This is a genomic window from Paenibacillus sp. FSL W8-0919 (assembly GCF_038003785.1).
GTDB classification, from domain to species: domain Bacteria; phylum Bacillota; class Bacilli; order Paenibacillales; family Paenibacillaceae; genus Paenibacillus_AQ; species Paenibacillus_AQ lactis.
In genome coordinates this window covers 6,165,813-6,181,154 of the sequence record NZ_JBBOPV010000001.1, presented here as the reverse complement: position 1 = coordinate 6,181,154, position 15,342 = coordinate 6,165,813, and the positions used below count along the sequence as shown (strand labels likewise).

Annotated in this window: 7 protein-coding genes, 11 tRNA genes and 3 rRNA genes; all 21 read left to right on the top strand. The window is 52.4% G+C overall.

What is annotated here, in order from left to right:
- Nucleotides 1–34 precede the first annotated feature (34 nt).
- The 21 genes from NST44_RS28030 (at nt 35) to queA (ending at nt 15,341) form a co-directional block, all read left to right on the top strand.
- Nucleotides 35–1,744: a LysM peptidoglycan-binding domain-containing protein gene (locus NST44_RS28030; protein WP_340901183.1), complete on the top strand. Its 1,710-nt coding sequence runs from the start codon at nt 35–37 to the stop codon at nt 1,742–1,744.
- A 570-nt stretch (nt 1,745–2,314) separates the two neighbouring features.
- Nucleotides 2,315–3,868 (top strand): 16S ribosomal RNA (locus tag NST44_RS28025).
- 439 nt (nt 3,869–4,307) lie between these two features.
- Nucleotides 4,308–7,353 (top strand): 23S ribosomal RNA (locus NST44_RS28020).
- Nucleotides 7,354–7,614: 261 nt separating this feature from the next.
- Nucleotides 7,615–7,731, top strand: a 5S ribosomal RNA gene (gene rrf / locus NST44_RS28015).
- The 16S, 23S and 5S rRNA genes sit together here with 11 tRNA genes alongside, the layout of an rRNA operon.
- Nucleotides 7,732–7,740: 9 nt before the next feature.
- A tRNA-Asn gene (locus NST44_RS28010) sits at nt 7,741–7,816 on the top strand.
- 5 nt (nt 7,817–7,821) lie between these two features.
- Nucleotides 7,822–7,913: transfer RNA gene (locus tag NST44_RS28005), tRNA-Ser, on the top strand.
- Between the two features lie 17 nt (nt 7,914–7,930).
- Nucleotides 7,931–8,005: transfer RNA gene (locus tag NST44_RS28000), tRNA-Glu, on the top strand.
- 4 nt (nt 8,006–8,009) lie between these two features.
- A tRNA-Val gene (locus NST44_RS27995) sits at nt 8,010–8,085 on the top strand.
- 69 nt (nt 8,086–8,154) lie between these two features.
- Nucleotides 8,155–8,231, top strand: a tRNA-Met gene (locus NST44_RS27990).
- 29 nt (nt 8,232–8,260) lie between these two features.
- Nucleotides 8,261–8,337 (top strand) — tRNA-Asp (locus tag NST44_RS27985).
- Between the two features lie 13 nt (nt 8,338–8,350).
- Nucleotides 8,351–8,426 (top strand) — tRNA-Lys (locus tag NST44_RS27980).
- Nucleotides 8,427–8,448: 22 nt separating this feature from the next.
- Nucleotides 8,449–8,523 (top strand) — tRNA-Gly (locus NST44_RS27975).
- Nucleotides 8,524–8,526: 3 nt separating this feature from the next.
- Nucleotides 8,527–8,603, top strand: a tRNA-Arg gene (locus NST44_RS27970).
- A gap of 49 nt (nt 8,604–8,652) precedes the next feature.
- A tRNA-Leu gene (locus tag NST44_RS27965) sits at nt 8,653–8,732 on the top strand.
- A 10-nt stretch (nt 8,733–8,742) separates the two neighbouring features.
- A tRNA-Pro gene (locus tag NST44_RS27960) sits at nt 8,743–8,816 on the top strand.
- Between the two features lie 135 nt (nt 8,817–8,951).
- On the top strand, nt 8,952–9,665 hold the full coding sequence (locus tag NST44_RS27955) for a BofC C-terminal domain-containing protein (protein ID WP_007133158.1): 714 nt from the start codon (nt 8,952–8,954) through the stop codon (nt 9,663–9,665).
- 339 nt (nt 9,666–10,004) lie between these two features.
- The gene (gene ruvC / locus NST44_RS27950; RefSeq protein WP_028404989.1) at nt 10,005–10,508 is read left to right on the top strand and encodes a crossover junction endodeoxyribonuclease RuvC; all 504 of its coding nucleotides are present in this window, start codon (nt 10,005–10,007) and stop codon (nt 10,506–10,508) included.
- The gene (gene ruvA, locus NST44_RS27945; RefSeq protein WP_007133161.1) at nt 10,505–11,122 is read left to right on the top strand and encodes a Holliday junction branch migration protein RuvA; all 618 of its coding nucleotides are present in this window, start codon (nt 10,505–10,507) and stop codon (nt 11,120–11,122) included. Before ruvC ends, ruvA begins: the two co-directional genes overlap by 4 nt.
- Nucleotides 11,123–11,156: 34 nt before the next feature.
- Nucleotides 11,157–12,164 carry a Holliday junction branch migration DNA helicase RuvB gene (ruvB, locus tag NST44_RS27940; RefSeq protein WP_007133162.1) on the top strand — a complete coding sequence of 336 codons (1,008 nt, stop codon included), beginning with the start codon at nt 11,157–11,159 and terminating at the stop codon, nt 12,162–12,164.
- A gap of 57 nt (nt 12,165–12,221) precedes the next feature.
- Nucleotides 12,222–14,303, top strand: coding sequence for a SpoIID/LytB domain-containing protein (locus NST44_RS27935; RefSeq protein WP_028404990.1), 2,082 nt, complete (start codon nt 12,222–12,224; stop codon nt 14,301–14,303).
- Nucleotides 14,304–14,309: 6 nt separating this feature from the next.
- Nucleotides 14,310–15,341, top strand: coding sequence for a tRNA preQ1(34) S-adenosylmethionine ribosyltransferase-isomerase QueA (gene queA, locus NST44_RS27930; protein ID WP_028404991.1), 1,032 nt, complete (start codon nt 14,310–14,312; stop codon nt 15,339–15,341).
- Nucleotide 15,342: the final 1 nt, after the last annotated feature.

Sequence of the window (15,342 nt, the reverse complement as noted above, 5' to 3'; positions counted from 1 at the left end):
TGACGCCTAGAAGAGTGTAGGAGGTTTTAGCGGCGTGAAGATACACATCGTCAAGGAAGGCGACACCCTATATGAGCTGTCCAAAAAATTTGACGTACCGTTAACGAAGATCATCGATGCCAACCCGCAGCTGGTCGATCCGAATAAGCTTGATGTCGGGGCTAAAATTAAAATTCCGACAGAGCCCGTTCCGGTACCTGGCGGCAGCCAGCCAATTATCCATAAGCACACGGTAAAGCAAGGGGATTCTCTATGGAAGCTGTCCAAAGCTTGGGGAGTGACCCTGAAAGAAATTATCGATGCCAACCCGCAGCTTAAAAATCCGAATGCCCTTTTGGTGGGAGAGATTGTGAACATCCCGTCATCTGGCATTTATACGGAGACGGGGGACAGCGATGGCGTAACGATGAGTGCTGAAATGGCTCCAGGCAAAAAGAAGCCGGGCAGCAAGGATTACACGGGCGTCAAAGAAGAAATTACCCAGCCCGTACCGCAGCCGCCGGTGGCCCCGCCACAGCCAATGCCAGAGCCGCCTGTGTTACCGAAGCTACCGGAGATTGCGCCTCTGCCGGAGGAGCCTAAAAAGGTAGAGCCGGAGTACAAACCGGAGATTAAGCCCGAGTACAAACCTGAGATTAAACTCGAGTATAAACCGGAGATTAAACCCGAATTTAAACTAGAATACAAACCGGAGTATAAGCCAGAGTTCAAGCCAGAATTTAAACCGGAGTATAAACCGGAGTATAAACCGGAGTATAAACCGGAATACAAACCTTTTGAGCCGGAGCAAATGTATCCGTTAAAGACAATGCCAATGCCGCATCCGGTTCTTCCGGTCGATGAACCATGCCCGAAGGTTGCGGATTTCCATGTCCAACCTTTCATGCATCCATGTCCGGAGTTTCCGATTCACCATGTTCCGGATCATCCATGTCTTGGTCCGTACCAACATCACCATCATCATGGATATCATGAGCCTCAGTTTACGATGCCGCAATACGGTTATCCGGAATCCCCATGCGGGTGCCATGAACCGGTAAAATGGCAAGGAGAGAGCGTTCATCCATATTACCACGTGCCACAGCCGGCTGTTCCGGCGTCCTATGGAGACGCTTGGGGAAATGCAGCGGGAGGTTATCCGGGATTGTCCGGGGACTCGGTTGGGATGGAGTATTCCCAGGTATCCGTTTCCGAGTCCTATACGGCAGGAGTTACTTCTAACTATATGCCGTACTCGGAACATCACGGGATTTCGCCGCTTGGCTACGCCTCTTCACCTTGCGGCTGTCAGGGCGGAGAAGTTAGTCCTTTTTACGGTATGCCTCAAAGTTATCCATATGCTAACCAGGGCGCATCGGAGCATGCAATGCCTTATAATTGGCAGCATGGTGCCATGAATTCGTCGGGTGCCTACAGCGTTCCTTCGGCACCGATTGGAGCTTTCGGCGCAAATCCATCATTCATGAACCCTTATGAACAGATGTGGATAGACCGTCAAAATGAAGAACAAGGAGTAGGAATTGCTTCAAGCTTTACGGAAGATGCACCTCCAACGAATCATTCAGTTGAAGAGAGCGATCAGGAAGCTGAAATTCGTGACGCTGCAATTGAAGAGAATAGTAAGACGGCCAAGGCAAAGGTTCATCGTCAGACGGGGGGGAAAGCCTCCAGAACTGCAGCCAAGAAAACACGGAAGCCGCAGTCGGCAAAGAACAAACAGCAAAACCCATGGATAAAAGGATAAAGGTTTAGCGAAAAAATAAGGGGTAACAGCTTAGAGGTAAGTTGTGAGTGGTTTAGAGCCATGTTAGGATTTTTAGTAGAAGGGCGGCCGGTCACCGGCCGTCTTGTCTCATTATAGTAGGGATACAAAGCGTGGTAAAATATAGGGCGGAACGAGCTTCAAGTGCTTTGAAAGCCACTATTTAATTAGTACAAGCTGCAATAATGGATTTGGAAAAAATTATGCATTGTTAAACAGTATTGATTCATGATATATTATAAATCCAGTCGCGAAACGAACGCCTTTGCGGCAGGGAAGAGGTCGATGAATAATTTTTGGTTTCGATTTTAAGTAATAAAAAAAACTTTAAAAAACCTCTTGCATTATCGAAATGAATATGATATATTATAAGAGTTGCTGATGCGAACGAGATTCGCCGGTAACGAAAAGGTTGATCTTTGAAAACTGAACAACGAGTGAGTAAAAACGAACCGCTTCGGCGGGGAGTTACAATAGAGAATTGAACAAATTCTCGTCAGTTTTTCTAATGAGCTTAATCGCTCTTTCAATCGATCGTCCTTCGGACGATCTTTATTGGAGAGTTTGATCCTGGCTCAGGACGAACGCTGGCGGCGTGCCTAATACATGCAAGTCGAGCGGAGCTGATGGAGTGCTTGCACTCCTGATGCTTAGCGGCGGACGGGTGAGTAACACGTAGGCAACCTGCCCTCAAGACTGGGATAACTACCGGAAACGGTAGCTAATACCGGATAATTAAATTCGCTGCATGGCGGAGTTATGAAAGGCGGAGCAATCTGTCGCTTGAGGATGGGCCTGCGGCGCATTAGCTAGTTGGTGAGGTAACGGCTCACCAAGGCGACGATGCGTAGCCGACCTGAGAGGGTGAACGGCCACACTGGGACTGAGACACGGCCCAGACTCCTACGGGAGGCAGCAGTAGGGAATCTTCCGCAATGGGCGAAAGCCTGACGGAGCAACGCCGCGTGAGTGATGAAGGTTTTCGGATCGTAAAGCTCTGTTGCCAGGGAAGAACGTCTCATAGAGTAACTGCTATGAGAGTGACGGTACCTGAGAAGAAAGCCCCGGCTAACTACGTGCCAGCAGCCGCGGTAATACGTAGGGGGCAAGCGTTGTCCGGAATTATTGGGCGTAAAGCGCGCGCAGGCGGTTCTTTAAGTCTGGTGTTTAAACCCGAGGCTCAACTTCGGGACGCACTGGAAACTGGGGAACTTGAGTGCAGAAGAGGAGAGTGGAATTCCACGTGTAGCGGTGAAATGCGTAGATATGTGGAGGAACACCAGTGGCGAAGGCGACTCTCTGGGCTGTAACTGACGCTGAGGCGCGAAAGCGTGGGGAGCGAACAGGATTAGATACCCTGGTAGTCCACGCCGTAAACGATGAATGCTAGGTGTTAGGGGTTTCGATACCCTTGGTGCCGAAGTTAACACATTAAGCATTCCGCCTGGGGAGTACGGTCGCAAGACTGAAACTCAAAGGAATTGACGGGGACCCGCACAAGCAGTGGAGTATGTGGTTTAATTCGAAGCAACGCGAAGAACCTTACCAAGTCTTGACATCCCTCTGAATCCTCTAGAGATAGAGGCGGCCTTCGGGACAGAGGAGACAGGTGGTGCATGGTTGTCGTCAGCTCGTGTCGTGAGATGTTGGGTTAAGTCCCGCAACGAGCGCAACCCTTGATCTTAGTTGCCAGCACTTTGGGTGGGCACTCTAAGGTGACTGCCGGTGACAAACCGGAGGAAGGTGGGGATGACGTCAAATCATCATGCCCCTTATGACTTGGGCTACACACGTACTACAATGGCTGGTACAACGGGAAGCGAAGCCGCGAGGTGGAGCCAATCCTAAAAAGCCAGTCTCAGTTCGGATTGCAGGCTGCAACTCGCCTGCATGAAGTCGGAATTGCTAGTAATCGCGGATCAGCATGCCGCGGTGAATACGTTCCCGGGTCTTGTACACACCGCCCGTCACACCACGAGAGTTTACAACACCCGAAGTCGGTGGGGTAACCCTTACGGGAGCCAGCCGCCGAAGGTGGGGTAGATGATTGGGGTGAAGTCGTAACAAGGTAGCCGTATCGGAAGGTGCGGCTGGATCACCTCCTTTCTATGGAGTACCTCGCTTCCGTAGCGAAGCGGTACAAATACGCTTGACCGAAAGGTCGCCGATTCCTTTGCGAAAGCAAAGACACCAAATCAGGTTTAGGCCTGTTACTCACTCGTTGGTCAGTTTTGAGAGTTCAACCTCTCAAGCTTGTTGATTCCAGATCTTTCTTGTAGACAAGATCGCTGAGAATTGATAAGATATTCTTCCGGTCGTTAAATGACCGAATGAATTTGATCCTTGAAAACTAGATAACGAAACGAATTTGCGTTTTAGAAATATCCTTTTAGCTGAACTTGTGTCAAAACAAGTTTCAATAAAAGTAGCACGCGAAGGTTTTGGGATCATCGATCCTTTGGAAGCTTGTTTCACCATTGAATGGTTTGATCCAATCAGGAAACAAGCGGACAACAGAGCGATGAGCACAATAACCGGAGCATAAGGTTAAGCTACTAAGAGCACACGGAGGATGCCTAGGCGCTAGGAGCCGATGAAGGACGTGGCGAACAACGATACTGCCTCGGGGAGCTGTAAGCAAGCTTCGATCCGGGGATGTCCGAATGGGGAAACCCGACTGGTGTAATAGCCAGTCACTTCTGCCTGAATACATAGGGCAGCTAGAGGCATACCCAGGGAACTGAAACATCTAAGTACCTGGAGGAAGAGAAAACAAGAGTGATTCCGTCAGTAGCGGCGAGCGAACGCGGAACAGCCTAAACCAGAGAGCTTGCTCTCTGGGGTTGTGGGACGTCTCACATGGAGTTACAAAGGTTTAGATTAGACGAACAGGTCTGGAAAGGCCGGCCATAGAAGGTAAAAGCCCTGTAATCGAAAATGTGAACCCTCCGAGACGGATCCCGAGTAGTGCGGGGCACGTGAAACCCCGTATGAATCCAGCAGGACCATCTGCTAAGGCTAAATACTCCCTAGCGACCGATAGTGAAGCAGTACCGTGAGGGAAAGGTGAAAAGCACCCCGGAAGGGGAGTGAAATAGAACCTGAAACCGTGTGCTTACAAGAAGTCAGAGCCCGATCGATGGGTGATGGCGTGCCTTTTGTAGAATGAACCGGCGAGTTACGTTCCCATGCAAGGTTAAGGCGAGAAGCCGTAGCCGCAGCGAAAGCGAGTCTGAATAGGGCGCTTTAGTATGTGGACGTAGACCCGAAACCGTGTGATCTACCCCTGTCCAGGGTGAAGGTGCGGTAACACGCACTGGAGGCCCGAACCCACGTACGTTGAAAAGTGCGGGGATGAGGTGGGGGTAGCGGAGAAATTCCAATCGAACTCGGAGATAGCTGGTTCTCCCCGAAATAGCTTTAGGGCTAGCCTCGGAAATTAGAGTCGTGGAGGTAGAGCACTGATTGGGTGCGGGGCCCGCAAGGGTTACCAAGCTCAGTCAAACTCCGAATGCCATAGACTTATATCCGGGAGTCAGACAGTGAGTGCTAAGATCCATTGTCAAAAGGGAAACAGCCCAGACCATCAGCTAAGGTCCCCAAGTGTGTGTTAAGTGGGAAAGGATGTGGAGTTGCACAGACAACCAGGATGTTGGCTTAGAAGCAGCCACCATTTAAAGAGTGCGTAATAGCTCACTGGTCGAGTGACTCTGCGCCGAAAATGTAACGGGGCTAAACACACCACCGAAGCTATGGCTTGAATCGACTTCACTGCTTCTTTGAGGTAGTGAGCCTGAGTTGAACATTTTTGTCAGACTTGAGATGAAATCAAGGATGACCAAATGCTCTCAGGGGTTAAACACACTTCGAAGGCGGAGTGAAGTCGATTCAGGGGTAGGGGAGCGTTGTATGTAGGTTGAAGGTGTACCGTAAGGAGCGCTGGACAGCATACAAGTGAGAATGCCGGTATGAGTAACGAAAAGATCAGTGAGAATCTGATCCGCCGAAAGCCCAAGGTTTCCTGAGGAAGGCTCGTCCGCTCAGGGTAAGTCGGGACCTAAGGCGAGGCCGAAAGGCGTAGTCGAAGGACAACAGGTTGAAATTCCTGTACCACCGTAAACCGTTATGAACGATGGGGTGACGCAGGAGGGTAGTGACGCGGACTGATGGATGTCCGTCCAAGCAGTGAGGCTGATGTGTAGGCAAATCCGCACATCGTAAGGCTGGGCTGTGATGGGGAGTGAAAATTACAGTAGCGAAGGTCATGATCTCACACTGCCAAGAAAAGCCTCTAGTCAGGTGAAGGTGCCCGTACCGCAAACCGACACAGGTAGGCGAGAAGAGAATTCTAAGGCGCGCGGAAGAACTCTCGTTAAGGAACTCGGCAAAATGACCCCGTAACTTCGGGAGAAGGGGTGCCTCGGTAGGGTGAATAGCCCGAGGGGGCCGCAGTGAAAAGGCCCAAGCGACTGTTTAGCAAAAACACAGGTCTGTGCGAAGCCGCAAGGCGAAGTATACGGGCTGACGCCTGCCCGGTGCTGGAAGGTTAAGGGGAGCGGTTAGGGATTAGTCCCGAAGCTGTGAACCGAAGCCCCAGTAAACGGCGGCCGTAACTATAACGGTCCTAAGGTAGCGAAATTCCTTGTCAGGTAAATTCTGACCCGCACGAATGGCGTAACGACTTGGGCGCTGTCTCAACGAGAGATCCGGTGAAATTTTAATACCTGTGAAGATGCAGGTTACCCGCGACAAGACGGAAAGACCCCATGGAGCTTTACTGCAGCTTGATATTGGATTTGGGTACGATCTGTACAGGATAGGTGGGAGCCTTTGAAGCATGAGCGCCAGCTTGTGTGGAGGCGACGTTGGGATACCACCCTGATCGTATCTAGGTTCTAACCTGGTACCGTGATCCGGTACGGGGACAGTGTCAGGCGGGCAGTTTGACTGGGGCGGTCGCCTCCTAAAGAGTAACGGAGGCGCCCCAAGGTTCCCTCAGAATGGTTGGAAATCATTCGAAGAGTGCAAAGGCATAAGGGAGCTTGACTGCGAGACCTACAAGTCGAGCAGGGACGAAAGTCGGGCTTAGTGATCCGGTGGTACCGCATGGAAGGGCCATCGCTCAACGGATAAAAGCTACCCTGGGGATAACAGGCTTATCTCCCCCAAGAGTCCACATCGACGGGGAGGTTTGGCACCTCGATGTCGGCTCATCGCATCCTGGGGCTGAAGTAGGTCCCAAGGGTTGGGCTGTTCGCCCATTAAAGCGGTACGCGAGCTGGGTTCAGAACGTCGTGAGACAGTTCGGTCCCTATCTGTCGTGGGCGTAGGAAATTTGAGAGGAGCTGTCCTTAGTACGAGAGGACCGGGATGGACGTACCGCTGGTGCACCAGTTGTTCCGCCAGGAGCATGGCTGGGTAGCTACGTACGGACGGGATAAGCGCTGAAAGCATCTAAGCGTGAAGCCCCCCTCAAGATGAGATTTCCCAGTATGTAAGACCCCTTGAAGACGACGAGGTAGATAGGTTGGAGGTGGAAGTGCAGCAATGCATGGAGCTGACCAATACTAATCGGTCGAGGGCTTATCCTAAAAGCTTTCTGAAAGAAAGCTCGCTACGGAAGCATAAATAAACCCACCAAAGTGAAGAAGAGCTTCGAAGCTGATTCCGATTACTTTGGCGGGGCCCAGAAAGATCTGAGGATCTGAAGGGACAATGCTACGGATTCTAATCAATGCAAAGACGTTTCGTATCTAGTTTTCAGGTGATCAAACCCGATTTGCAGGTGTACAAGCTGCACATGCAATGAAGATGATTACGGCATTTGGCGATGCCGCATCCTGAATTTAACGTTTGGTGGCGATGGCGGAAGGGTTCCACGCGTTCCCATACCGAACACGACCGTTAAGCCTTCCAGCGCCGATGGTACTTGGACCGAAGGGTCCCGGGAGAGTAGGACGCCGCCAAGCGGTACATATTCCCTGATAGCTCAGTTGGTAGAGCACTCGACTGTTAATCGAGTTGTCACAGGTTCGAGTCCTGTTCGGGGAGCCACTTATGGAGAGGTGTCCGAGTTGGCCGAAGGAGCACGATTGGAAATCGTGTAGGCGTCAAAAGCGTCTCGAGGGTTCGAATCCCTCTCTCTCCGCCAGCAAGGACTTTATATACGGCCCGTTGGTCAAGGGGTTAAGACACCTCCCTTTCACGGAGGTAACAGGGGTTCGAATCCCCTACGGGTCACCAACATGGAGGCTTAGCTCAGCTGGGAGAGCATCTGCCTTACAAGCAGAGGGTCGGGGGTTCGATCCCCTCAGCCTCCACCATTAAATATCCCCAAAAGATAAAGCAAAGGCTTTACAGGTGGTTTTATTAGGGGAGCTTATACACAATGACGCGGGGTGGAGCAGTTCGGTAGCTCGTCGGGCTCATAACCCGAAGGTCGCAGGTTCAAATCCTGCCCCCGCAACCAATTATATCGCATTAGCGATCAAGCCTCATGGAACTGTGGTGTAGAGGCCTAACATGCCTGCCTGTCACGCAGGAGATCGCGGGTTCGAATCCCGTCAGTTCCGCCATTTTTAACAATGGGAGCCATTAGCTCAGTTGGTAGAGCACCTGACTTTTAATCAGGGTGTCGAAGGTTCGAGTCCTTCATGGCTCACCAGTGTTACATAAATCTTGATATTGCGGACGTGGCTCAGCGGTAGAGCATCGCCTTGCCAAGGCGAGGGTCGCGGGTTCGATTCCCGTCGTCCGCTCCATTTGCGCCCTTAGCTCAGCTGGATAGAGCGTTTGACTACGAATCAAAAGGTCGGGAGTTCGAATCTCTCAGGGCGTGCCATTGATTGATGTGCGCATTCATCATGAATTTACTTAATGATTATCCTTACGCCGGTGTGGCGGAATTGGCAGACGCGCGCGACTCAAAATCGTGAGGGAAACCGTGGGGGTTCGAGTCCCTTCACCGGCATTTTAAATAACGGGACGTAGCTCAGCTTGGTAGAGCACCTGGTTTGGGACCAGGGGGTCGCATGTTCAAATCGTGTCGTCCCGATTCAAGCAAGGACCATTTTCAGAATTTCTGAAGATGGTCCTTTTGTCGTTGCGCACTTTCGGTACAAGGGATGTCTGAATAATTTGGCAGCCTTGCGGTCACAATATGAAAAACATTGAATAGAAGGGGATAACCTTGAGTGTTTTTCAATTCCTAAGAAAAGTGTTCCGCAAACGACGGAGACGCTGGAGACGGGCCATCTGGTCCAGTTCGATCCTTGCAGCGGCCATGATCTTCATTTGGTCTGGCCAGACGCTGAAGGATCAAATGAATATGCTGCTCACCGATAGCCGCGGCGAAAAACCGCTCGCGCTCGAGACGATGCATTATTTGCAGATGGAAGAAGAGAAGCAAGAAGAGCGGACTTCCGAGCAGAGAAAGTTTATGCAGGAACTGAACGCATCAAAGGGGAAGAAGAAAGTACATCTGCGCACTACCTATGTATGCGGGGTTGAAGAGCAGAATATCGGGCGCCTGAATGCAGACGGCATCTATGAACTGATGAATAAAAACCCATTATGGCAGGGCCGCCTGGATGACAAAGGGGAAGTTTGGCTGGAGCAAACGGTATCCGATCTCTCCCCCAACTGCAAGAAGCAAGCGTACATGAGCGTGGATGCAAGCGGAAATTTAACTTTGTTTGAGGGACCTCCCGAAGAAGAGAAGGTTCTCCGCACCTTTTTCCAATTAGATATCGGTTCGATGGAGTCCTCCTTGCCAAAGGATGTCATCCAGCAGCTTCAGGAGGGGATCCGGATTCAGGATATGGATGAATACAACAGCGTCTTGTCGACGTTTAGTGATTATGCGCGGGATATGGCTGAAAATGTGATGAAGCCCAGCTCCTGAGCGAATCCGGGCGAACCGGGTCGACCGTTTTTCGACAATGCCACATTTTTGCTGCTCTATTGTTACACTGCAACACCGCAACTGTCTGGTGCTGATTTGCACCGGGCAGTTTTTCTTTTTCAGTTGCGCGCAGCAGGCCATGCGGTCAAGAACGGAGTGCAATTTATCCGCCCACAAGCCTAATAGAAGCCTCCCTTAAAAAAGGAATCATAAGCTTAGGGAAACAATGTGAAAATAGGCACAAGAAAAGGTTCAAAGTTTTTCCTCAACTAAAGGTCGATCTTTTGTTATAATGGGAGAACGATACATATGTTCGCTTCATCAGAGGAGAGGTTAGTATTGCGTATTTTAGGCATTGACCCGGGGATTGCCATCGTTGGCTTCGGGTTTATTGATAAGACGGGGAGCAAGGTGTCGCCGGTGCAGTACGGCTGTATCCAGACCGAAGCGCATACGCCCGAAGAGGAAAGACTTCATCAGGTTTATGAGGGCATGCTGCAGTTGATTGATAAATATGAGCCGGAAGCCGTGGCTTTCGAGAAGCTTTTTTTTAACCGGAATGTAACGACGGCGATGACGGTATCCCAAGCAAGAGGCGTGCTCATTCTCGCAGCCGTTCAGCGGGGACTTCCCATTGCCGAGTACACGCCTATGCAGGTTAAGCAGGCGATTGTAGGCTATGGGAAGGCGGAGAAGAAACAGGTACAGGAGATGGTAAGGATGTACCTGAAGCTTGCGAGCATACCGAAGCCCGACGACGTGGCTGATGCGCTTGCTGTCGCTATATGTCACGCCCATTCCTATACGTTAAATTCCAGATTAAACGAGGTATTGCGAAAATGATTGATTTTTTACGTGGACAAGTCGTCCATCTCGAGAGTGAATATATTGTGCTGGATGTTCATGATGTAGGGTATCGCATCTTCTGCCCGAACCCGTATGCCTTCGCCAAAATGGAAGGAGTCGTCACGGTGTATACCCACCATCATGTACGCGAGGATGCGATTCTGCTGTTCGGCTTCCCGACACGGGAAGAGCAGCGGTTATTCCGCAAGCTCATCGAAGTATCCGGCATCGGCCCGCGGGTGGCGCTCGGAATATTGGGCGGCGGGTCGCCGGATCATGTGGTATCGGCCATCTACCAAGAGAATATTTCATTTCTGATCAAGCTGCCGGGCATCGGGAAGAAGACCGCCCAACGCATGATTTTGGATCTGAAGGACAAGCTGGACGGCTTCAGCGATGCCGCCATGGCGACAGGACTGTTCGCCCTGCAGCAGGAGCAGCCGGAAGAAAGCGGTTCGGCTTGGACAGAAGCCCGCGAGGGGCTGAAGGCGCTCGGGTACACGGACAGCGAACTGGATAAAGTATGGCTGAAGATTAAGGATTCCATAGGCAGCGGAGAATCGGTCGATGTATTGATGAAACGGGCACTGCAGCAGCTGTATGCCGGTTAATAGCGTCGTCTGCAGGAGAGGAGTTTAACTTAAGATGGACGATCGAATTATTACTGCGAATTTAATGATGGAGGACCAGGCGGTAGAGCTCAGCCTGCGTCCCCGGTATTTGGCCGAATATATCGGACAAAATCAGGTAAAAGAGAATTTGAGAATCTATATCGAGGCAGCGAAGATGCGCAAGGAAGCGCTGGACCATGTGCTGCTGTACGGTCCCCCGGGACTGGGGAAAACGACCCTTGCGAACATTATCGCCAATGAGCTTGGCGTAAATCTGCGTACGACCTCGGGACCCGCCATCGAGCGTCCCGGCGATTTGGCTGCCCTTCTTACGAATCTGCAGGAGGGCGATGTTCTTTTTATCGACGAAATCCATCGGTTGCATCGGACGGTCGAGGAGGTCATGTATCCGGCAATGGAGGATTTTGCGCTGGACATCATGATCGGCAAAGGGCCGAGCGCACGCTCGGTCCGGCTGGATTTGCCGCCCTTCACGCTCATAGGCGCCACCACGAGAGCGGGATTGCTCTCCGCCCCGCTGCGCGATCGCTTCGGGGTTGTCAGCCGGCTGGAATTTTACACGGTGGATGAGCTAAGTTATATCGTGTCCCGCGGCGCGGACATTTTAGGTATCGAAATATTAGGGGATGCCGCAGAGGAAATTGCCCTTCGTTCGCGGGGGACGCCGCGGATTGCAAACCGGCTGCTGAAGCGCGTCCGCGATTTCGCACAGGTACGAGGCGACGGGATGATTACGACCGACATTGCAAAGGAAGCGCTGAGAATGCTGCAGATCGACCCGATGGGGCTTGATCTGATCGATCATAAAATGCTTCATGCCATGATCAAGAGCTTCCGCGGCGGGCCGGTCGGCCTGGATACGATCGCGGCTACGATCGGCGAAGAGAGCCAGACCATCGAGGACGTGTACGAGCCGTATCTGCTGCAGATCGGGTTCCTGCAGCGTACACCGCGGGGGCGGGTCGTGACACCGAACGCATACCATCATTTAGGCATCCCGGTTCCGGAGGATCGCCGTTAGAAGTTTTTGGACAATAGCTTATCATTCTATCCTTACAGCTCCAGGAGGTTTGTAGACATGAATATAAAGGGGAAGAAGTCATTTCTCCGCAGAACTGCCGCAGGCATGGCGGCAGCTGCTCTTGCCGCAAGCATTTGGGCCGCACCTGCCGCGCACGCTGCCGCCCCGTCTCTTGACACGATTCGGGTAGCGATGTTCCTGGATCTTGGAAGCCAGTACAGATCCACAGTGAATGCCGTTACCCTGCAATCCGAGGAGGCCCTGACGGTTGCATTAGACAATGCCGGAGCCCAGGACGCGATGACAAGCATACCGGCTAACCAACAAACGCGCATGAGCGTCGATTCTTACCGGGTGAAGGTACTGGAGACGACAGATTGGAAAACGGCTGCCGAAGCCGCCAAAAAGCTGCAGGCAACGAGCGATAAACCAATGCTGTTTGTGGACGGCAAGGTGTACAAGCTGTATACGGGCATGTATGCATCGGAGAAGGCTGCATCCGATGCGGCCGCGAGAACAGCCAAGACGGCGGCTGCCCATTTGAACGGTCAGACCCCTTCGGTACGAGGCGGACTCCATCTGTCCGCAGGCTCCTTCGCAACGGAAGCGCAGGCGGAAGCAGCGCGTGCAGCCTATGCTGCTGCCGGCGTTGACGCATTTAACGTCATGACCCAGGCAGGTTACGAGGTCTGGGTCGGGGAGGCTGCCAATGCATCGGCTTTGGCCGCTGTCCAGCAGCAAGCCGCTGCTGCAGCGCCGAATCCCCTTGTTGAGACGAATACCAAGACCCCGGGATTGATCCTCCGCAGGGACGCCGGTCTGAACCTGGCGGCTGCTCAAGAAGTTCAGCACTTTATGCTGTCAGGTGAGCTGGCCACGCTCAAGGTGTCGGGGACAGCGGGCACCGGAATCCATGTGAAAGAACGTTCCGACCGAACTTACCGCGGAGCGATGGAGATCGGCAAGAAGAACGGGCAATTGTATTTGGTTAATGAGCTGCCGTTCCAGCAGTATTTATATTCGGTGGTAGGAGCCGAAGTGCCTTCCTCATGGGGGGCCGAGGCTTTGAAGGCACAAGCCGTTGCCGCAAGAACCTATGCGCTGTTCCAAGGAACCAAGTTTGAGGTCGCCAATGTCGTCGATACAACGCTGAGTCAGGCTTATTACGGTACGGCCTACGAGTATCCGAGCGTCGTGCAGGCGGTGGACGCCACTGAGGGAGAAGTCGTCATGAAGGACGGCAAGCTGGTCGAGACGGTGTTCTCCTCCAACGCGGGAGGCATGACCTCTGACCCTGCAGAGGTATGGGGCAATGCCAACAATGTATTCGCGGCAGTCGAGAGTCCGGGCGATACGTCGGCACAAGCCGCGTTGAAATCGTGGTACCACGTTCTTCTGCCCAGCGGGCTCACGGGCTATGTCCGGGAAGATAACGTGAAGGAGACAGGCAGCAAGACTGCTGCAGGCCTCCCTTATATGACCGTTACGTCTAAGGACACGAATGTGCGTCCGCTGCCCCTGATTCAATCCGATGCTAAGCCTGTAGCCCAAATGAATCCGGGCGATACGGCGGTCGTTCTGGACAAGGTGGCGGAATCGAACAGCTATGCGTGGATTCGGGGCCCGTTCACGTCCGAGCAGCTGCTGGCTTCGCTGAAAGGGAAGACGTCTAGCGCCCTCCCTTCAGCCATAACGTCGCTGACGGTGACCGAGCGCGGTCCTTCAGGCCGGGTTTTGTCCGTCAACGCCAATGGCCAGCAGCTGGATGTGAAGTACCCGGATGTGTACCGTTCGGCATTTAACGGACTGCCCAGCACCTTGTTTGATATTGAACCGACCGGAAGTTATACTGTATTGAGCGCGAATGGTGCAGAATCAACGGTTTCGTCCGGAGAGAGCGTTACGGTTGTCTCAGGCAACGGAAGCGCCAGCGTAAAGGGCGCCGGTACCGTTATTTTGAGCGGTGAAGGACAAGCCAGAGCCGTTGACAGCAAGGCTGGCTTTAAATTTACGGGCAAAGGGAACGGCCACGGCCTGGGCATGTCCCAATGGGGCGCCAAAGGAATGGCGGATCAAGGGTATGATTATAAGCAGATCCTGCAACACTATTACCGCGACACGATTATTACGAAGGAATGACCGATCATGAATGTGGATTTATACGATTTTGAATTGCCGGAGCGTTTGATTGCGCAGACTCCCTTAAAGGAACGCAGCGCTTCCCGGCTTCTTGCCTTGAATAAAGAGGATGGAGCGATGTCCCACGGGACCTTTGCCGATATCGTTGGTTTTCTGAATCCGGGTGACACCCTCGTTCTTAACGATACCAAGGTCATCCCCGCCCGATTGTTCGGCGAGAAAGAGGAGACGGGTGCGAAGGCGGAGGTGCTGCTTCTGAAGAACCTTGGGGAAGACCGCTGGGAAGCGCTTGTCAAGCCGGGCAAGAAGCTGAGACAGGGAAGCACGATCTCCTTCGGAAACGGGAAGCTCAAAGCCGTTATTGAAGAAGAGGGGGAAATGGGCGCTCGGACGCTTCGATTCACCTATAAAGGAATTTTCCAGGAGATCCTGGATGAACTGGGCCAGATGCCGCTGCCTCCTTACATTAAGGAGAAGCTCGATGACCGTGACCGGTATCAAACCGTGTATGCCCGGAATGAAGGCTCCGCGGCTGCTCCGACGGCAGGACTTCATTTTACGGAGGCTCTTCTCGACGAGATTAAGGCCAAAGGCGTGAATATCGCTTTTATTACGCTGCATGTCGGGCTTGGAACTTTCCGCCCGATGTCCGTTGAGCGGGTTGAGGATCATGTCATGCATGAAGAATACTATTCCCTCTCCAAGGAAACGGCTGAGCTCCTCAATGAGACCAAGCGTCGGGGAGGAAGAGTAATCGCGGTAGGAACGACGTCTTGCCGAACGCTCGAAACCGTGGGCCAAGCTCATAAGGGAGGCCCTCTCAGCGAGAGCAGCGGATGGACTAGCATTTTTATCTATCCAGGATACTCATTTACCGTGGTGGATGCGCTCATTACGAATTTCCACCTTCCCAAATCGACGCTGGTCATGCTCGTAAGCGCGCTGGCCGGACGCGAGCATATTCTGGAAGCTTACCGTGAAGCAGTCCGGCAGGAATACCGCTTCTTCAGCTTTGGGGACGCAATGTTTATTTATTAAC